Origin of the sequence: Geoglobus acetivorans (assembly GCF_039641995.1) — an archaeon.
In the GTDB taxonomy this organism is placed as follows: Archaea; Halobacteriota; Archaeoglobi; order Archaeoglobales; family Archaeoglobaceae; genus Geoglobus; species Geoglobus acetivorans.
On sequence record NZ_CP087714.1, the window covers coordinates 1,075,108 to 1,091,645 of the forward strand.

The following is a 16,538-nucleotide window of genomic DNA, read 5'->3' on the forward strand; positions in this document are numbered from 1 at the left end:
TTTATGGTTTCAGAATTTCTATATCCAAAACGTATCTGTTGACTCGAGGAGCAAAGTTTCCGCACTCTCTCCAGAACAAAATCCGGGCGTTGTATCCCATGTACTCAATTTTTCTGACAATCTCTTCCTTCTTGTTATCAATTTCTTCTTCCCCGCTGAACGTGTAAAAGTGGAGTGTGCCACCACTTCTGATTTTTTTGAGTGCGATGTCGAGAAAATCTCCGGCATTGTACGGGGCAGGCATTAGAATTCTGTCGAATGTACCGTCAAGCTCCGGTACAACTTCTCTCACGTCTCCTTCTACGACCTTTACGACATTTTCGACTTTATTGGTTTTCACATTCTCTCTGAAATACCTGGCTGCTTCTGGATTAAGCTCAACGCCGATAACCTCTGAAGGGTGTGCGAGTTTTGCGATGACTATTGCGTATGGCCCGACACCTGCAAACATCACGAGAACACGCTCTCCGTCTTTCACAAGTCTTGCGACCCTCTCCCTCTCTCCGGAAAGCTTTACTGTATAGTATGCTTTTGTCGGGTCAACTCTGAATCTGCAACCGTGCTCTTTTGCCACCGTTTCGGTCTCTCCGCCGTAAATGATCTCGTATCTCGCAACCCTGAATTCGCCACTGACCTCTCCGGTCTTTCGGAGGATGGTTCTGACGTGCTTGTGCTTCAATCTGACCCACTCCACGATATCGTCTTTCAGATACATCAGCTGTTCCGGCAGATCGATTATCATCACATCTCCGATAATTTCAAAGCCCCGTCTCAGCAGAGCTATGTCTGAATCTCTTGCTTTGCCCTTCAGATAGTCCTTCAGTGTCATTCTCTCCATTCAGGACTACCTTTGAGGTTCTGTTAATTACACTTTTCGCATTCCATCCATCTGTCAAAACCGGTAAAGCTTAATTATTGCCATCTCTGAATGAGAACATGGTCAAGCTTGCCGTGTCTGGAAAAGGCGGTGTTGGAAAAACCACTCTCACAGCTGTTCTGGCCCATCTCTTTGCGAGAGACGGCTACAATGTTATCGCGATTGATGCTGATTCTGATATGAATCTGCCATCTGCTCTCGGCGTGAAGGATGTGAAACCTCTCTCCGGGCTTAAGGATGTCATTGAACAGCGGGTTAAAGGTCCTCTCGGAACTTACAAGGTAAACCCCAAGGTTGATGACGTTTTTGAGGCATATTCTGTGAGAAATGAGGATGGTGTAAGGGTTGCAGTTCTTGGAACGATTGAGAAGGGCGGTGATGGATGTTTCTGCCCGGAAAACGCTTTTTTGAGGGCAATACTGAGGCATGCGATCTTCAGGGAGAATGATGTTCTGCTCATCGACATGGAGGCTGGAATAGAGCATCTGGGGAGGGGAACGGCTAAGGGGGTTGATCTGCTAATTGCAGTTGTTGAGCCCGGGGTTAGGAGCTTTGAGACTCTTTCAAGAATAGAAAAGCTCGCCGAGGATATAGGGATAGACAGAGTCGGAGTGGTGGTGAACAAGTATATTGAGACTGAAAGGTCAAGGGAGCTTGTTGAAAATCTGGACAAGCCATTGCTAGGAGTAATCCCGTACAGCCAGGCATTTATAGAGGCAGATCTTGAAAATCTGCCCCCATACCGGGTTGTTGATCTTGAACCGTTCATTGAGATAAAGAACAACATACTGCGGATGGTGGACAGATGAGGGTAGCAATCCTTCTCAGGAAGAAATATGGAAAAAGAGCGGTGGAGCAAATCTCGAAGAAATTTGACGTGGTAACCTTCAGGCTTCCCGACGAACTGCCGGAGCTGATTGATGAGCCTGAGGAGATAGAGCTGCCGGACGAGATTTTTGAGAGCGACATCATTCTGAGCTATGCCCTTCATCCTGATGTAAGCTACGAGCTGATAAGGAGGGCGGAGGGAAAAAACGTGAAGGCAGTAATTCTGCCCGGTGGTCCAAAAAGCGGTTCAAGAACTCAGCTTAAGGAACTCGGAGAAAAACACGGTGTGAAGGTGATATGGGAGGATGTGTGTTGTGCAGCACCTTTCATTGATGAAGAGGGCATCGCAGAATTTTTTGCAGAATTCGGCCTTCCAGAATTTGAAGTTGACGTCGAGGATGGAAAGGTCAAAGACGTCAGGGTAAAGAGATCTGCAATCTGTGGTTCAAGCTATTTTGTAGCCGAGAAAATCAGAGGGCTGGACATTGAGGAAGCTCCGGCAAAGGCTGGTTACTTTACTCAGATCTATCCGTGCTTCGCTTCAAGGGGTATTGATGGAAAAATTCACCGCGCTGCACACATCCACAAGAGACAGGTGGAAAGGGCAATTGAAAGGGCTAAAGAAAAATGTCAAGAATAATTGAAATCAGCAGGACTGAGCTTAAAAGGGCGTTCAGATAGAAAAACGAAATCTGAATTGCTTTTTCATCCTTCCAGAGCCAGACTATGCCGTGTTCAATTATAAGCAGTGCTGCAATGGCGATCAAACCGGCTTTTGCAAAACTCCCGGGGGTATAGATTTCGATGACTGCATAGCTTAAAAGTGTAAAAAATATGACGTGGTTCAGGGCGGAAACAATTTTCCCAGCCCTTATGCCAAACTTGGCCGGAATGCTGTGCAGACCATGCTTTAGGTCAAAGTCATAATCCTGAAGGGCGTATATGATATCGAAGCCTGCAACCCAGAAAATCACAGCCATACCGATTAAAAAGGGCAGAAAATCCTTCCCGAGAAAATCGAAAGAATTGGTTACGGCGATCCAGCCACCCATGGGGGCGTAGGCAAGGTTCAATCCCAGGATGTAATGCGAGATAGCCGAGTATCTTTTTAGATATGGGTAAAGATAGGCTGTGAAGACGGGAATGGGAGACAGAAGGAAGGTAAGCTCGTTGATCATGTAAGCTGAAAGGAAGTAAACGATCAGACTCACGAGAGTTATTGTGTATGCTTCCCTCAAGCTCATCAGACCTGCGGGCAGATGCCTGCTGGCGGTTCTCGGGTTAAGTGCATCGATTTCCCGGTCTATTATCCTGTTCAGGGTCATGGCAGCAGTTCTCATGCTGGTGAATGCTGTGGCTATTAATGCGAATGTTCGGAGGCCAATCATTCCACCCTCTGCCAGAAACGCTCCAAGATACGCAAACGGTAAGGCAAATAGAGTGTGCTCTATTTTGATGAAATCCATGATGAGCCTAAGTTTTTTAACCATGCTTTCAAAATTGATTGACGATTTAAAAAGGTGATAGGATGGATGAGGAAAGCATCTCATCAAAGGCAGTGCTTTCGATGCTGCTTGAGGTGTCTGCCAATCCCAAGCCAGGGAATGTGGACAGACTTCACAACTTCGACGATCTGAGATACGAACATTTCCTTGTTTCAGCAGCCTCGGCTTTCCCTGTTTTTCTCAGAATTGCTAAAAACATAGTTTCAATTGGTAGAGGTGTTTACGATCTTGTTGCTACGACGAGAGAGGGGCATGAGGCCGGAAACGTCCACTTCGGAGCTTTCCTTCTTTTAACACCGCTTGTTTATTCGGAAGGAGATGTGGACAAGGCTTTCAGGGCTGTTAAAGCCTCCACATACGAGGACTCTTTATGGGTGAAAAAAGCGTTTGACATGTCCGAGGCAAGGGTTATGAATGCCGAAAAACTCGATCTGATGGACGATGTTGAGGTAGAAATTGTTCGGAAAAGGCTGAATCTTTACGACTGGATGAAACTTGCCCCTGAGGAGAATTTCATTGCTAAGGAATACGTGTCAGGGTTTGAGCTCTGCAACAGTGGAAAAGAAATGCTGTTTTCATACTATTCGGAAACAGGCGATGTGAACCGGGCGATAGTTCTTACCTACATGTCTTTCCTGGCAGAGTTACCCGACCCTCTGATTGTTGCCAAAAAAGGGATGGATGTGGCATGCAGAGTTAAAGCTCTTGCTGAGGATGCATTGAATGTTTACAAAGAGACGGAAAACTTTGCAGTGTTTGACGAACTTGATGGGCTTCTAATCTCGGAAGGGATTAATCCGGGAAGTGTGGCTGATCTGACAATAGCATCCATTTTTCTCGCTCTTGTGGAGGGGTGGAGATTTTGATCGAGAAGTTTGGGCTGTATGAGGGGATAAATGAGGTCATAGGAATCACTTTTGGCGGATGGATAAATACTGCACCTATAGGACTAATCGTTGGGGATGATATCCGGGTGAGGCTGTACAGCAATCATACGAGGGAGCTTCTCGAGAAAAGTGGGATGCTGTACGTAAACGTCGTTCATGACCCTATTGTTTTTGTCATCTCTGCTTTTGAAGATCTCGGGGAGGAGTGGTTTGAGAGTCTCGAACCTCCGGTTATAAAAGGCAGCCTGAGCTGGATGAAGTTTAGAGCAAGGCTTGACGGGAATTTCGCCGTTCTTGACCTTCTGGAAGGCGATGTGCTGAGAAAAGAGGTTAGGGCCGTTAACAGAGGATTCAACGCCCTTATTGAGGCTACAGTCCATGCAACAAGGTATATTCTGTCGGGAAGTGAAACTCTGGCTGATAAAATCAGGTATTATGGCAGGGTGGTGGAAAGATGCGGGAGCAGAAGGGAAAAGGAGGCATATAACCTGCTTGTAAAATATGCTGGACTTGACTAACATTATTTTGCAAAGCCTGGAGAAGAGAATGTAAAAAGTGTGAAAAAGAAAATCAAACCTTCGGATGTCCTGAAACGTCTTCGATGTTCTTTGCACCGCTTTCTGTGTGGCAGCTCGAACAGTGCATCTTTCCTCTTGTGTTCTCAATCAGGCCACCCTTGTTGGAGTGGCATGATCCGCACGTGTTCAGGTCATCGTCCATTTCGTAGTACACATAGGCGAAGGTTCCATCGTGCATGGCATTGATAAGCTCAACAGCCTTCCTTGCAACGTCTGCGGTGAGTCTAGCACACCTCTCGCTTCTTTCTGGTGAGAATGCTTTGTATCCAGAAACTTCGCACCAGTTTGTGACTGAAGCGTGGCACAGCGGTGAGTTTGCCACAGAACTTGGCATTGGGTCAAGCTCAGCCTTCATGGCCTTCGGTGGCTTGTATTTGGGTAGCTCTTCGACCTGATACCATGCGTAAAGCTCGTTCACGACCTTATCTGCCTCCTCTTCGGGCAGGCACAGATATGCGGCCCATGCGGCACCGTTCAGGGTTCCACAGAGTGTGCCCCATCCAACGACTCCGCCCTTTCCGACGGTGGATATGCTTGCAACTGGCAGGAATTCTTCATAGGGTGAACCGACCTCGTCTGCAAGGGCCTTTACTATTGCATAGAATGAACCGAAACAGCAGTGCGCTCCGGGGAGTTCTTCCCCGTCGAAGGTCTTTCCGCAGTAACCCTGGTATCCGAGGTCTGCAACCTTGTCCAGGTCGAGTTTCTTGTACTCCCATGGTGGCTCTGGCAGTGATGGGGCTTCTTTTTCTGCAACTTCTGGGGTTGGTGTGCCTGCTGGCTGTGGTGTTGTGGCTAATTTTTCCTCCTCCTGTGCGCACCCCATCAGAGCAGTCGCAAAAGCAGCCCCCATCATTCCGAGGAAACTTCGCCTGTACATATTATCACCATTATGATTGTGAACTTCGATGCATATAAACATTTTGAACGTTCCATATGTAACATTTAACAATGAATAATAAAAACAGATGGATTATTCTCGTAACTGCGCTTTGACCCGATTATGCTAAAATTAATCCGAAAAAAGTGAGATTAAACTATGAACTCTCTCAGATCCCACAGGAGTCTTGGATGTTTCTTAAACAGCTCGAAAGCAAGTCTCCTGACGCTCATCTCTTCAATTGGCATCCCTTCAAGGCTCTCAGCCAGCCTGTCCAGGGTTGGATCATCGAGTCTCATCATTTTTTCCTGAAGCTTTTTGTTTCTAACGAGGCTCTCTCCGAAGTCTAACTTCCATTTTTCGTCGTACTTTCTCAGAAACTCTTTGCTGTAGTCATTTGCTTCGATAGCCTCATAAGCAGCTATGGCTGCGTGATGGCCAGCACTCATTGCATTGATTATCCCTCCCCCTGTTATTGGATCCGTGTGCCTGGCAGCATCACCTGCGAGCATGACGTTGTCTGCCACTGCAGTGTCAATTGCCCCCTTAACTGGCACACCACCAACAACAACCTCGACTATCTCTCCATCAGGAAAATGTTCTTCTATAAACCTGTCAAGATACCATTTTGCACTTTTCTCTGCGAGACTTGGCATAACGCCGATTCCGACATTCGCTGCATCCTTTCCCTTTGGAAACAGCCAGATGTAGCCGCCCGGAGCGTACTTTCTGCCAACCCAGAAGTAGGTCGTGTCATCGTCAAAATCTATGTTAGTCATGAGGTACTGCACGCAGCTCTCGATCTCATTCAGCTTCAGAGTGGTATCTATTCCTGCCCACTTCGCAACCCTGCTCTCAACACCATCTGCACCTATTACAATCTTTGCGGTAATCTCGCTGAACTCACCCATACTCCTTATTCCAAGTTTTACAGTGCCGTTCTCTCTTTTGAACGATACTGCGGATGTCTTCGTCAAAACATCTGCACCGGCTTTGGAGGCGAGTCTTGCAAGATGTCTGTCAAAAATCTTCCTCTCAAGGACGTATCCAACCTCATTTCCGGCATTTTCAGCAGAGAGAACAACTTTATGATTTGAAGGTGAGATGATTTCGGCATTTTCTATCTCACTGGCAATCCACTTGCTGTCAGGGTTTACAAACTTTTCAAGCCCTTCTCTGCTCACACCTTCGGCACATCTTACTGGAACACCGATTTCCTGCCTTTTCTCGATCAGAAGAACGTCAAGCCCCTTCTCAGCAGCAGTTTTTGCGGCTATGCTTCCGGCAGGCCCTGCCCCAACGACAACAACATCGTAGTCAGTCATTCGACCACCTCTAAAGCGTTCATTGGACAGGTTCTGACACAGGCCTGACATAATGTGCATTTATCTTCATAAATTTCGAGATATGTTTCAACAAGCTCGTTGGCGTTGAATTTACAGACTGCAACACACGCTCCACAGTAGCCACACCTGTATCTGTTTACTATGAGCTTTTTCATGATTCGGAAATAGAACATTTATTAAATAATCTTTTCTGCTTTTGCGGTGGCATAAGCGAGCAGGAGAACTATCTGAATAAACTGATGAAACAATACATATACTGCGTAAAGGGGTGAAAGTGCGAGTGTTAAAATTGCTATTACTGTTGAATTGTTTTTTCCAGTGCTGAGAAACACGTATGAGAGGTGCTCTTCCCTTTTGATCCCGGATATTTTTGATATGACCTCCGAGAGAAATACTGACGAGAGTATGAATCCAACTGAATACGGAAGCTGAACAATAAAGCTGGTGGGGTGGATCAGACTGGCCTTCGACAGAAATATTGTGAACACGAGAGCATTCAGGCTGACTTCAGTGAATTTTGAAACAACCTCTCGTGAGGGCGTTACAAATTTTCTTAACACCTGTCCGAAAAGGAGGGGCAGAACAATTACAATCATGAGAGTTTCTGAGATCTGAACCGGATCAATTCCGAGGTTGTGGATACCGGAGATTGTGGAGAGGAGAAGAGGATATAGCGCCACTCCGGTGAGAAAGTTTACTGCCATGAGTGATACTGTCAGTTCGAGATTTCCTCCCGAAATGATAACATATGCTGAATTCATGCTCGGAACTGGCATGAGCAGTGAAGATGCAAGGGCAACCTTCATTATGTGGTTGCTTCCTGTTTTAAGGATTAACAGGGCGAATAAGGGAGAGTAGACGAAGTTTATAAGCAGTGAGGCCAACAGAGGTTTTTTCGACACTCCTGCAGATTCGAACCTGAATAGGATCATCGACGGAAATATTGTCGTGAGTACAAGGAGAGTTATAAGGGTGGACAGCAGACCCTGAACTCCACCCGTATCCACAAACCTCCCGAGGGCATATCCCGTCGAGGCAGAAATAAATATGGGCAGAAGCTTAGTTATCAATTCTCAATTCCTCCAGATACACTCCCTCTCCTTTTTCGACGTGCCCTACAATGTCTCCCTTTACCTCTCTCTTCAGCTCCTCCGCTGTGCTTTCGTCACATATCAGCATGAAGCCCATTCCCATGTTGAACGTTCTGTACATCTCTTCTACCTCTATGCTCCCAAGATCCTGCAGGAAGGTGAAGATTTTCTGGGGCTTGAGCGGGCTGTCGATCACGAACTTAACCTTTTTCAGCCTCTTCAGGTTCAGCAATCCTCCGCCTGTGATGTGAGCCATCCCGTGGATGTCATGCTTTCTGGCAATCTCCAGCACCTCAGAGTATATCCTCGTAGGAACGAGTAGTTCCTCCCCAATGGTGTGGTCCTCAAATCTGTCGAAGTAGTTCAGGCCATTTTCCTCCACGAGCTTTCTTGCCAGAGTCAGTCCGTTGCTGTGGATGCCCGAGCTCGGAATGGCGAAGATAACATCACCCGGCTCGATTTTCTCACCGGTGATCATCTTTTTTCTGTCAACGAAGCCTATCACAGTTCCGGACAAATCCCATCCACTGACTATGTCGAGCGTCGCAGTCTCACCGCCAACCAGAGTTATGTTGGCCATCTCACAGCCTTTATTCAATCCCTCTCCTATCTCTGCCATGATCCTCTCATCAGGCCTGTTTGTGGCTATGTAGTCCACCATCGCAACTGGCTCGGCGTTTATGGCGTAGAGGTCATTGACGTTCATCGCCACGCAGTCTATGCCTATGGTTCTGAAGTTGTTCATGATCTCGGCAACCTTTATCTTCGTTCCGACCCCATCCGTGGTTATTGCAATGCAGATCTCTCCGGCATCGATAACGCTCGCGTAGTGGTTCGTCAGGATGGGCTGCCCGAAACCCTTTCTGACGAACCTCAGTCCAGAGATGAGGCTTTTTACTGCCTTCTCCTCTCTCTTTATGTCAACTCCGGCATCAGCGTAAGATTTCATGCTCTGCCTTTCACGCCAAACCTTAAAAAATCTACTGCAAATGGTGGAGTGATGGACAGGCTTGAGAGTCTCAGAAACTTCATATCTCAGTTTGAAAGTGTTGCAGTAGCTTTCAGTGGAGGAGTTGATAGCTCCACCCTGCTCGCCCTTACCGCTGAAGTTCTTGGAAATGATAGGGTTGTTGCGGTAACAGCCTCAAGCCCCACCGTTCCATCCCGCGACCTCGAGGATGCGAAGAGGTTTGCCGGAGAGATTGGGGTGAGGCATGTTTTCATTGAACTGAACGAGCTTGAGGATGAGAACTTCAGGAAGAACCCTCCCAACAGGTGCTACTTCTGCAAGAAGATGCTCCTCTCGAGGATAACCGAGTTTGCAAGAAAGGAGGGAATTCAGGCCGTTTTTGAAGGCACCAATGCTGATGAGCTAAGGGGACACAGGCCCGGATATAAGGCAATAGGGGAGTTCGAGGATGTCTATTCTCCCTGGGCGATGTTCGGCATCACGAAGGACGAGATAAGAGAGATAGCGAGAGAAATGGGATACGAGTTTGCGGACAAACCATCCATGGCATGCCTTTCATCAAGAATCCCGTTCGGGGTTGAGATAGACGAAGAGAAGCTCAGAAGGATTGATGCAGCCGAAAACCTCGTCATGGCCATTGCTGGAGTAAGGCAGGTAAGGGTAAGAGATTTTGGTGAGAACGCGGTGATTGAGGTGGGCAGGGGGGAGAGGGGCAGGCTTTTCAGCGAGGAAGTGATGGACAGGATTGTGGAAGAGCTGAGGAGGCTTGGTTATAAGAATGTGCTGATGGATCTGGAGGGGTACAGGACTGGAAAGCTTTCTGGGCAATCTAAATGACTTTGTAATTTTTTCCCTAAAACTGGTAAGTAATAAGTGCAATTCCGAGGACATACATTGTTATAATCACAGCGAGAAGCACGATTTTAAGCAGATCTATAGCGGACAACTCCTGCTCAGGTTCTAAGCGGACGAGTTTCAGCAGGTAAGGTGAAATTATTGTCAAAAAAAGTAACATGAGAATTATGAAGCTGTACTTGAGAGATAGAAACTTCCCTCTTGTTACATAACCAATAAGCATTGCGGAAACAAGCGATACCAGAAGTGTTACCCTGTACCTTAAGCGGGGGTTCAGGTTTTTGGAGGCGAAAAATGCCAGAAAAGTGACAAGTAAAATTCCTGAAATTTCCAGCAGCCTCAACAATGACTCATGAGCTGGATTCAGGAGGTAAAAAACAACCAAGAAGGAGATAATTCCTGAAACAATCTTGATTTCTCGTCCGATTTTCATCTTACCACCCCAAAAATTTGCAAAAAATTAGTGTTAAAAATTACTCGATTACTGTGAAGCATTGCTGACCGCAGCTCCACCCACACTGACCCGATGCTACATCAAAACATCCTGCGGCTAAGATGCAGGCTTCCCAAGTGATTGGTACAAACATCAAGCAGGTTTCAAGTAATGGCCAGCACATCTCGCAAACACCACCTCTGGGTGGCACGCCCGGTACTGGTGTACACGCCTGAGCCATACACTCAGCCCAGCAAGCCCAGTAACAAGACCAGTAATCCTGATCGTAATAGCGGCATTCATCGAAGCCTACATAACACCAAGAATAGCGGAATACTTTTTAAGGTGAAAACAAAATAATCGAAGCTGGAAAGGTGGGATTATGGAACAGTTGGAAGTAAAGAAGCTGAGGTTTCCGGTAATAGTTGAAGTTGACGAGGACGGTTACTACATAGTCAGCTGTCCGCTGTTCAAAGGATGTCACAGTTACGGCGAGACGATAGAGGAGGCTTTAGGGAACATAAAGGAAGTAATTGAGATGTGCTTGGAAGAAGAGGGATTGGATGAGAGTCTGAAATTCATAGGCTACAGAGAGGTGGAAGTAGAGCATGCGATTGCCACTGATAAAAGCAAGAGACTTCCTTAAATTTCTCGAATGGCTCGGATTTAAACCTGTGAGGATGAAAGGCTCTCATGTAAGGCTGAAATCTGAGGATGGGAGAGTTACCACAATTCCGGTGCACGGCAATAGTGAAATCCCGAAGGGTTTGCTCAGAAAAATCATCAGGGAAGACCTTCAGATGAGTATGGAGGAGTTCGTAGAAAAGTATAACGAGTTTAAGAAAAGGTGATCGATAAATGTATGCTCTGAAGAACCGGAATGGGAAAGCAGTAAAGTGGATGCTTTGTCCATGATCTTTGTTTAAGCGAACAGACCTTGCACACCTCAGCTCCTCACCATCACCAGAAGCATCTTGAACCTGCTCAGAGCCTTCAGAGCATGAGGCTCGTTGGCCGGCATCACTATCATGTCTCCTTCTTTGAGGCGATATGGCTTGCCGGAGATCTTCACCTCCACCTCGCCATCGACAACGTAGACCATTGCATCGAACGGGGCTGTGTGTTCGCTCAGCCCCTGCCCCCTGTCAAAGGCGAACAGCGTTACGGTGCCGGTTTCCCTGTCAATTATTGTTCTGCTCACGATTGAGTTTTCCTGATAGTTAATAAGATCTTTGAGTTTTGAAACTTCCAAGTCCGACGGCATTCAGCTCACCGGGTGTGTTTTGTTGTTGGAAGTTTATATAACTTTTTTACAGGCACTCGGAGGTTGTTTATTTGTCTCAGCAATTGGGCAATCTGGTTTTAATTGGATGATAATGTGAGTTACCACAGGGGAGAAAAAACCTTTATATTTTACCCACAAATGGGTAATTATGTCCATAACCAGGATGGATCGAAGAGGCAGAATTACGATCCCCAAAGAAATCAGAGAAGAATTGAAGCTTAAAGAGGATGACGAACTCCTCGTCTTCAAGCTTGCCAACAACATCCTCATTCTAAGAAAGGCTGACTTCAGCGATCTCATAGCTGAAGCGCTGAACGAGTTTAGGGAGCTGAGCGAAGAGGACATTGAAAGAATAAAGGAGGAAGTGAACAAACTTGCAGAAAAGAAAATTGAGAGTCTTTCCTGACACTAACCTTTTCATCTCCTCTGCAAAATCAGGAATTACAAAATCCACAGCCTTAATGTTCAGGCTATGTTTTTCCGAAGAGATTGAGCTTATCGGAAATTCGATTTTGCTGGCGGAATTCAAAAAATACGAAAAACTTCTTGGTAAATCAGGGAGAATTCTGCTTGAGATTATCAGAGACAGAATTCAACTCATTGAGCCAGATTATGAAAGCATAGAGGTCTGTAAAAGATTCATGCCAGAAAATGAGTTTGCAGATCTTTACCATGCTTCGACCTGTCTTAAGGCTGAAGCGGTAATGATCACAAATGATAAGCATTTTGACAAAATAAAGAAGGCAGGGCTAATCAGAGTTTGGAGTATCAGTGAGGCTATCAAGGAGCTCCTTTAGTGGGTCTTTCAGGAGTTTCTGATACCTTGCCGGAAGGGTTCGGAGATCTACATCTATTCTCCCAACAACTCTGTTTCGTCATGCCGGAGGTTATAAAGGCAGTTTATGAGGGTGGCGTGTTCAATTCTCTTGAAAAAGGCAGATCTAAAGAAAAGGAACGGCGATGAAGATGGAGATATATGAGAGTGTAGCCAAAAAACCAAGGAAATCCCCAAAGGAAAAATAGATGAGATTGGAAGTGGAAGTTTTGTGCAGTAATTGCTTTACCTCCATACGAACTGAAAAGGAGAAATAACTAAAATTGAAATCGATTTTACCCCTTTAAACGAGCTGTTAAGCCTTTTTGAGGCACTCCCAGGCAATGCTGGCATGACGGTAACTCCTAAAGTCCATATAATACGGATTTCTCCCGAATGATGCGCTTATTGCGGCTACAACGTTCGACAGAGGCTTTGAAAGAGTTGATTTTTTTGAAAAATCCTCGCGTTGTGAGGATAAAAAATTGTGGGGTTTGAATTTTTCAGACCCTCTCAAACACAGCTGCAATCCCCATTCCGCCGCCTATGCAGAGCGAAGCGAGGCCGTAATCTGCCTTCCTCCTCTCCATCTCGTGGATTAGCGTGACAGTTATTCTCGCCCCAGTAGCGCCGATGGGGTGTCCCAGGCTTATCCCGCTGCCGTGCACGTTCACTCTCTCGAGGTCAAGGTTCAGCTCCTTCACCACAGCCAAAGCCTGGGCAGCGAAAGCCTCGTTCAGCTCGATAAGCTCGATGTCGTCCAAGCTTATGCCTGCTCTCTTCACCGCCTTCTGTATCGCCGGAATCGGCCCGAGACCCATGTATGCCGGGTCAATTCCTGCTGATGCGTGGCTGACAACCCTCACCTTCGGCTCGAGCCCCAGCTCCTCTGCATACCTCTCCTCCATCAGAAGCAGAGCAGCAGCGCCGTCATTCACTCCGCTCGCGTTTCCTGCCGTAACCGTTCCACCCTTCTTGAAGACGGGCGGGAGCTTTGCGAGCTTTTCCAGGCTCGTGTCCCTTCTTGGATGCTCGTCCGTGTCTACAACAACCTCACCCTTCTTGGTCTTGATGACAACAGGTTCGATCTCCTGAGCAAAAATGCCTTCATCTATCGCCTTCACGGCCCTCATGTGGCTCTCGTAAGCCAGCTCGTCCTGTTCCTCCCTGCTTATACCGTAAAGCTCTGCTATATTCTCGGCTGTGTTCCCCATGTGGTAGCCGTAGAACTTCTCCCACAGCCCGTCGTAGACCATTACGTCCACAACCTCATCGATTGCGTTGATGCTCATCCTGTAGCCCCATCTTGCCTTTCTCATCGCATACGGGGCGTTGCTCATGCTCTCCATCCCTCCCGCAATTACGGCTTTAGCCCCATCGCTGATCGACTGAGCCGCAGCAACAACGGCCTTCAGACCACTTCCGCAGACCTTGTTCAGAGTGTATGCGGGGATCTCCTTCGGAATTCCCGAGTAAACTCCGGCCTGCCTTGCCGGATTCTGGCCCTGCGCGGCCTGCAGAACATTGCCCATTATGACCTCGTCTATTTCCACTTCCACGCCTTCAAACTCATAATCGCCCTCGAGCTCTATCCTGCCCTTCGGCAGCTTTGAGGGATAGAAGTCGTATGAATCTCTGGTTGCGAGTGGCTTCACTCCAGCTTTTTTCATCAATGCCTTTATTGCAATCGCCCCGAGCTCGTAAGCCTGCAGATCCTTAAGCGACCCCCCAAATTTTCCCACTGGAGTTCTCACACCATCAACAATGACTGCTGGCATAACTTCACAATTGATGGAGAAAAATATAATCCTTCTGTTTTTGTCATGTCCGGTTAATCTGCTTCCTCGACTCCAACAGTAACTGAAGGCTCTGGATCGACGAAATTTCTGACGAGTATCCAGTCGTAATGGGCACGGGGGTTGTTGGCATGCGTGCTTAGCCCTATCCTGTCAATTGCCAGACTTCCGGTGGTGTAGTTTCCAGCAATCATGTGATTGTATATTCCAAAAATCTTTGAACCATCGTATGCAATTCCTCCAACCTGCCAGGACGATGGATTGACGTAGTTTCCGAGGGTTTTCAGCAGAGTTGCCTGAGAGTAATCGCTTGGAAGTGTGTTGAACTTGATCAGCGTTTCTTCAGAGCCCCTGGTGTTTGTGCTGTCGTAGTCTGAAACTCTCATTATTGCGATATAGTACTCCCCGTTTGCCGTGCTGATCAATGAGCCGATGGAATCGTCATCCCCCGTGTATGCTCGTATCTCAACAGCAAATCTTACCGGAAGATTCAGGTTCGTGTTTATGACAAGGAAGAAGTCAGCATTTGAGGTATCTGTTACAACCTCGCTTCCCGAAGGATTCCAGATGAAGCTCGGCGTTCCGCTCCAGCCCTCAAGAGTCTGGTAGTTTGAGCTCGTATCAGTGTTGAAGTCATCAAAGAACACAAATACACTGTTTCCATCACTCTTGCTCACGGCGGCGGAGTTTCCGTAGTACATGTATATGGTCTTGTTTTCCCCGGCGTTCAGTGACGGTATTTTCACCCATATCTTTGCAGACACACCTGGATTCCACTCCTCTATCCAGTAAGGCAGTTCGTTTCCTGCGATGTCTGTGAACCTCACGTCCGAGCCACCGGAATTCGTGGCACTCCAGTTGAATGAAGGGCCAAGAGTTACCAGAATCTGGTAGTCTGAGAGAGCTTGACCTGAATTTTCCTGGGTGTATATGGGGACTCTGTATGCCCATCCGTTCAGGTGCCAGGCTCTTGTGAGGTTTATCACACTGAGAGAAATAACGTCTCCACTGTCCCCCGCAAATGCATATATCTTTGCACTACCGTTTGAAAGTGCTGTAGCCTGCACATTAACGACCCCGTTGGAGTCTGTGAGTGCGGAGGTGGTGTTCAGTACAATGACTGAGGAATTTGTGACGGAAAATCTAACCTCCACACCCGGAACAGGTGAGGACTGGGAATCGACAACTCTGACGGACAGGGTCTTCTTAAAGCCATCTTTCCCGGCGTCCCACACTCCACCGCTGTCAAGCCAGTTTACCTGCAGCAATGAGCTTGCATTTGTTCCCTGGGGCTGAATTACAGTTATGTTGTATGATGTGCTCAGACTTCCTGCTGAAAATATGACGCTTCCGCTTCCACCATTCTGGGCTTTGAACGACGTTCTCGCAACACCGGAAATATCTGTCTCTACTTTCGAAGGAACGGCGCTCCCTATCCCTCCGGAAACGGTTACGTTAACTTTCAAACCTGTTACTGGGTTCAGATACTCGTCCAGAAGTGAAACACCAAGTTCCTGGATGTCTCCAGCGGACAGTGTGTATGAATCAAATGGATTGACTTTCAGCATGTACTTTGGACTCGGTTTGAACTCGTGGTCCGAGATAACGATGGTGGATAGAAATCCAGATGGAATTGTGGCCTTCACCTTGTCGCCCGAAACAGATAAACCTGCACTTGCCCAGTAGTCTGGATTTACACTCTCAAATTCCACTGTGATATTCTCTGCATAAAATCTTCCGCCCGAAGAGACTGCTCTGAATGAGAACTCGTGGGGGGAATTATATGCCCGGTTGACGCTCGAATTTATTATAACAAGATTGATACCTCCGCTGAGCATTTTCTGGTCCCCTGCAATCCCGAATCCTCCGTTGCTTTTCTGAAATACTGCCGTGTTCTCAAAGATGAAGGTTGTATCAGGATAGAAGTAGTTATCAATTTTCACGTATATTCTGCTGGACTCATAGCTCTTTGAAAGTGTCAGTTTACTGCCGTTTGGCAGCGTGATTTCGGCCGAGATGTTTACAGTAAATGGCTCTGTCCAGATTGAAAATCCTGCAGGTTCGGGTGTTAGCAGAAAGAGATAGTCAGGATATTCCGGAGTTTTTACAAGCAGGAATGCATTATTTCCAGAGGATATAAGGGCTGAGAACTTTTCCATTTCGGCCTTAATGGATTTCACGTTGTCATACTCTATCTTTTTCAACTGATCAGGAATCAGAGTGGTCTGAACAAAGGCAAGGAAGATTATCATTATCTGGAGCAGGAGAATGAATCCAATTATTGGCGAGACCCCACTGTTGTCTCCAGACACGTTTTCAATTCTGTCACTTCAATAATATAAAGCCTTCTAAAAATCGAGGAAAGATTTATTATTTTCTTAGAATAATTCATT

At 46.8% G+C, this 16,538-nt stretch carries 22 protein-coding genes; 10 read left to right on the top strand and 12 right to left on the bottom strand.

The annotated features are described in order from the left end of the window. Position 1 precedes the first annotated feature (1 nt). Positions 2-838: a class I SAM-dependent methyltransferase family protein gene (locus LPQ35_RS06380; RefSeq protein ID WP_346297588.1), complete on the bottom strand. Its 837-nt coding sequence runs from the start codon at positions 836-838 to the stop codon at positions 2-4. Positions 839-936: 98 nt separating this feature from the next. On the opposite strand from LPQ35_RS06380, the gene LPQ35_RS06385 reads away from it, so the two are divergent. Together LPQ35_RS06385 and LPQ35_RS06390 are read left to right on the top strand one after the other, a co-directional pair. Beyond that, on the top strand, positions 937-1,686 hold the full coding sequence (locus LPQ35_RS06385) for a P-loop NTPase (RefSeq protein WP_193807821.1): 750 nt from the start codon (positions 937-939) through the stop codon (positions 1,684-1,686). Next, the gene (locus LPQ35_RS06390) at positions 1,683-2,345 is read left to right on the top strand and encodes a DUF166 family protein (RefSeq protein WP_193807822.1); all 663 of its coding nucleotides are present in this window, start codon (positions 1,683-1,685) and stop codon (positions 2,343-2,345) included. Before LPQ35_RS06385 ends, LPQ35_RS06390 begins: the two co-directional genes overlap by 4 nt. Here LPQ35_RS06390 and LPQ35_RS06395 read toward each other — a convergent pair. Next, positions 2,323-3,195 carry a UbiA-like polyprenyltransferase gene (locus LPQ35_RS06395; RefSeq protein WP_193807823.1) on the bottom strand — a complete coding sequence of 291 codons (873 nt, stop codon included), beginning with the start codon at positions 3,193-3,195 and terminating at the stop codon, positions 2,323-2,325. The two genes, LPQ35_RS06390 and LPQ35_RS06395, sit on opposite strands and share 23 nt — an antisense overlap. Positions 3,196-3,233: 38 nt before the next feature. Between LPQ35_RS06395 and LPQ35_RS06400 the strand changes: the two genes are divergently transcribed. Both LPQ35_RS06400 and LPQ35_RS06405 read left to right on the top strand, forming a co-directional pair. Then, entirely contained in the window at positions 3,234-4,076 is an 843-nt protein-coding gene (locus LPQ35_RS06400) for a triphosphoribosyl-dephospho-CoA synthase (protein WP_193807824.1), read from the top strand. Further along, positions 4,064-4,615 carry a DUF447 domain-containing protein gene (locus LPQ35_RS06405; RefSeq protein ID WP_346297589.1) on the top strand — a complete coding sequence of 184 codons (552 nt, stop codon included), beginning with the start codon at positions 4,064-4,066 and terminating at the stop codon, positions 4,613-4,615. Before LPQ35_RS06400 ends, LPQ35_RS06405 begins: the two co-directional genes overlap by 13 nt. A gap of 52 nt (positions 4,616-4,667) precedes the next feature. Here the strand turns inward: LPQ35_RS06405 and LPQ35_RS06410 are convergent, their stop codons facing one another. The 5 genes from LPQ35_RS06410 to purM form a co-directional block, all read right to left on the bottom strand. Next, positions 4,668-5,555 (bottom strand): C-GCAxxG-C-C family protein, encoded by an 888-nt coding sequence (locus LPQ35_RS06410; RefSeq protein WP_346297590.1) that lies wholly within the window; start codon positions 5,553-5,555, stop codon positions 4,668-4,670. Positions 5,556-5,707: 152 nt separating this feature from the next. Next, entirely contained in the window at positions 5,708-6,880 is a 1,173-nt protein-coding gene (locus tag LPQ35_RS06415; protein WP_193807826.1) for an NAD(P)/FAD-dependent oxidoreductase, read from the bottom strand. Next, entirely contained in the window at positions 6,877-7,056 is a 180-nt protein-coding gene (locus LPQ35_RS06420; RefSeq protein WP_048090230.1) for a 4Fe-4S binding protein, read from the bottom strand. Before LPQ35_RS06420 ends, LPQ35_RS06415 begins: the two co-directional genes overlap by 4 nt. 21 nt (positions 7,057-7,077) lie before the next feature. Next, the gene (locus tag LPQ35_RS06425) at positions 7,078-7,971 is read right to left on the bottom strand and encodes a bile acid:sodium symporter (protein WP_193807827.1); all 894 of its coding nucleotides are present in this window, start codon (positions 7,969-7,971) and stop codon (positions 7,078-7,080) included. Further along, positions 7,961-8,941: a phosphoribosylformylglycinamidine cyclo-ligase gene (purM, locus tag LPQ35_RS06430; protein WP_193807828.1), complete on the bottom strand. Its 981-nt coding sequence runs from the start codon at positions 8,939-8,941 to the stop codon at positions 7,961-7,963. Before purM ends, LPQ35_RS06425 begins: the two co-directional genes overlap by 11 nt. Positions 8,942-8,992: 51 nt before the next feature. On the opposite strand from purM, the gene larE reads away from it, so the two are divergent. Further along, the gene (larE, locus tag LPQ35_RS06435) at positions 8,993-9,799 is read left to right on the top strand and encodes an ATP-dependent sacrificial sulfur transferase LarE (RefSeq protein WP_193807829.1); all 807 of its coding nucleotides are present in this window, start codon (positions 8,993-8,995) and stop codon (positions 9,797-9,799) included. A gap of 16 nt (positions 9,800-9,815) precedes the next feature. Here the strand turns inward: larE and LPQ35_RS06440 are convergent, their stop codons facing one another. Together LPQ35_RS06440 and LPQ35_RS06445 are read right to left on the bottom strand one after the other, a co-directional pair. Continuing rightward, on the bottom strand, positions 9,816-10,250 hold the full coding sequence (locus tag LPQ35_RS06440) for a hypothetical protein (protein ID WP_193807830.1): 435 nt from the start codon (positions 10,248-10,250) through the stop codon (positions 9,816-9,818). Positions 10,251-10,403: 153 nt separating this feature from the next. Beyond that, complete coding sequence (locus LPQ35_RS06445) at positions 10,404-10,553, bottom strand: hypothetical protein (RefSeq protein WP_193807831.1); 150 nt, start codon at positions 10,551-10,553, stop codon at positions 10,404-10,406. A gap of 79 nt (positions 10,554-10,632) precedes the next feature. On the opposite strand from LPQ35_RS06445, the gene LPQ35_RS06450 reads away from it, so the two are divergent. Then, entirely contained in the window at positions 10,633-10,896 is a 264-nt protein-coding gene (locus LPQ35_RS06450) for a type II toxin-antitoxin system HicB family antitoxin (protein ID WP_193807832.1), read from the top strand. Then, positions 10,859-11,101: a type II toxin-antitoxin system HicA family toxin gene (locus LPQ35_RS06455; protein WP_193807833.1), complete on the top strand. Its 243-nt coding sequence runs from the start codon at positions 10,859-10,861 to the stop codon at positions 11,099-11,101. The genes LPQ35_RS06450 and LPQ35_RS06455 overlap by 38 nt, the downstream gene beginning before the upstream one ends. A 95-nt stretch (positions 11,102-11,196) precedes the next feature. Here the strand turns inward: LPQ35_RS06455 and LPQ35_RS06460 are convergent, their stop codons facing one another. Further along, positions 11,197-11,514 carry a cupin domain-containing protein gene (locus LPQ35_RS06460; protein WP_193807834.1) on the bottom strand — a complete coding sequence of 106 codons (318 nt, stop codon included), beginning with the start codon at positions 11,512-11,514 and terminating at the stop codon, positions 11,197-11,199. Between the two features lie 169 nt (positions 11,515-11,683). Between LPQ35_RS06460 and LPQ35_RS06465 the strand changes: the two genes are divergently transcribed. The 3 genes from LPQ35_RS06465 to LPQ35_RS11190 all read left to right on the top strand — a co-directional run bounded on the left by LPQ35_RS06465 (position 11,684) and on the right by LPQ35_RS11190 (position 12,499). Next, a complete protein-coding gene (locus LPQ35_RS06465) occupies positions 11,684-11,941 on the top strand; it encodes an AbrB/MazE/SpoVT family DNA-binding domain-containing protein (RefSeq protein WP_193807835.1) in 258 nt (85 codons plus the stop codon). Continuing rightward, positions 11,910-12,332 carry a type II toxin-antitoxin system VapC family toxin gene (locus LPQ35_RS06470; protein ID WP_346297592.1) on the top strand — a complete coding sequence of 141 codons (423 nt, stop codon included), beginning with the start codon at positions 11,910-11,912 and terminating at the stop codon, positions 12,330-12,332. Before LPQ35_RS06465 ends, LPQ35_RS06470 begins: the two co-directional genes overlap by 32 nt. An 80-nt stretch (positions 12,333-12,412) precedes the next feature. Next, positions 12,413-12,499, top strand: a complete 87-nt coding sequence (locus LPQ35_RS11190; RefSeq protein ID WP_428832256.1) for an antitoxin AF2212-like protein — start codon at positions 12,413-12,415, stop codon at positions 12,497-12,499. A gap of 353 nt (positions 12,500-12,852) precedes the next feature. Here LPQ35_RS11190 and LPQ35_RS06475 read toward each other — a convergent pair whose 3' ends face one another. Next, positions 12,853-14,127 carry an acetyl-CoA C-acyltransferase gene (locus tag LPQ35_RS06475; protein WP_193807837.1) on the bottom strand — a complete coding sequence of 425 codons (1,275 nt, stop codon included), beginning with the start codon at positions 14,125-14,127 and terminating at the stop codon, positions 12,853-12,855. 53 nt (positions 14,128-14,180) lie between these two features. After that, positions 14,181-16,457 (bottom strand): DUF2341 domain-containing protein, encoded by a 2,277-nt coding sequence (locus tag LPQ35_RS06480; protein ID WP_193807838.1) that lies wholly within the window; start codon positions 16,455-16,457, stop codon positions 14,181-14,183. Between the last annotated feature and the right edge of the window lie 81 nt (positions 16,458-16,538).

What these genes read in the sequence shown, in the direction of transcription:
- LPQ35_RS06415 (WP_193807826.1), bottom strand. Translation starts at nt 6,880, where the DNA reads ATGACTGACTACGATGTTGTTGTCGTTGGGGCAGGGCCTGCCGGAAGC.
- LPQ35_RS06390 (WP_193807822.1), top strand. Translation starts at nt 1,683, where the DNA reads ATGAGGGTAGCAATCCTTCTCAGGAAGAAATATGGAAAAAGAGCGGTG.
- LPQ35_RS06455 (WP_193807833.1), top strand. Translation starts at nt 10,859, where the DNA reads ATGCGATTGCCACTGATAAAAGCAAGAGACTTCCTTAAATTTCTCGAA.
- LPQ35_RS06400 (WP_193807824.1), top strand. Translation starts at nt 3,234, where the DNA reads ATGGATGAGGAAAGCATCTCATCAAAGGCAGTGCTTTCGATGCTGCTT.
- LPQ35_RS06410 (WP_346297590.1), bottom strand. Translation starts at nt 5,555, where the DNA reads ATGTACAGGCGAAGTTTCCTCGGAATGATGGGGGCTGCTTTTGCGACT.
- LPQ35_RS06465 (WP_193807835.1), top strand. Translation starts at nt 11,684, where the DNA reads ATGTCCATAACCAGGATGGATCGAAGAGGCAGAATTACGATCCCCAAA.
- LPQ35_RS06460 (WP_193807834.1), bottom strand. Translation starts at nt 11,514, where the DNA reads ATGCCGTCGGACTTGGAAGTTTCAAAACTCAAAGATCTTATTAACTAT.
- LPQ35_RS06475 (WP_193807837.1), bottom strand. Translation starts at nt 14,127, where the DNA reads ATGCCAGCAGTCATTGTTGATGGTGTGAGAACTCCAGTGGGAAAATTT.
- LPQ35_RS06440 (WP_193807830.1), bottom strand. Translation starts at nt 10,250, where the DNA reads ATGAAAATCGGACGAGAAATCAAGATTGTTTCAGGAATTATCTCCTTC.
- LPQ35_RS06385 (WP_193807821.1), top strand. Translation starts at nt 937, where the DNA reads ATGGTCAAGCTTGCCGTGTCTGGAAAAGGCGGTGTTGGAAAAACCACT.
- LPQ35_RS06395 (WP_193807823.1), bottom strand. Translation starts at nt 3,195, where the DNA reads ATGGTTAAAAAACTTAGGCTCATCATGGATTTCATCAAAATAGAGCAC.
- LPQ35_RS06380 (WP_346297588.1), bottom strand. Translation starts at nt 838, where the DNA reads ATGGAGAGAATGACACTGAAGGACTATCTGAAGGGCAAAGCAAGAGAT.
- larE (WP_193807829.1), top strand. Translation starts at nt 8,993, where the DNA reads ATGGACAGGCTTGAGAGTCTCAGAAACTTCATATCTCAGTTTGAAAGT.
- LPQ35_RS06445 (WP_193807831.1), bottom strand. Translation starts at nt 10,553, where the DNA reads ATGAATGCCGCTATTACGATCAGGATTACTGGTCTTGTTACTGGGCTT.
- LPQ35_RS11190 (WP_428832256.1), top strand. Translation starts at nt 12,413, where the DNA reads ATGCCGGAGGTTATAAAGGCAGTTTATGAGGGTGGCGTGTTCAATTCT.
- LPQ35_RS06450 (WP_193807832.1), top strand. Translation starts at nt 10,633, where the DNA reads ATGGAACAGTTGGAAGTAAAGAAGCTGAGGTTTCCGGTAATAGTTGAA.
- LPQ35_RS06420 (WP_048090230.1), bottom strand. Translation starts at nt 7,056, where the DNA reads ATGAAAAAGCTCATAGTAAACAGATACAGGTGTGGCTACTGTGGAGCG.
- purM (WP_193807828.1), bottom strand. Translation starts at nt 8,941, where the DNA reads ATGAAATCTTACGCTGATGCCGGAGTTGACATAAAGAGAGAGGAGAAG.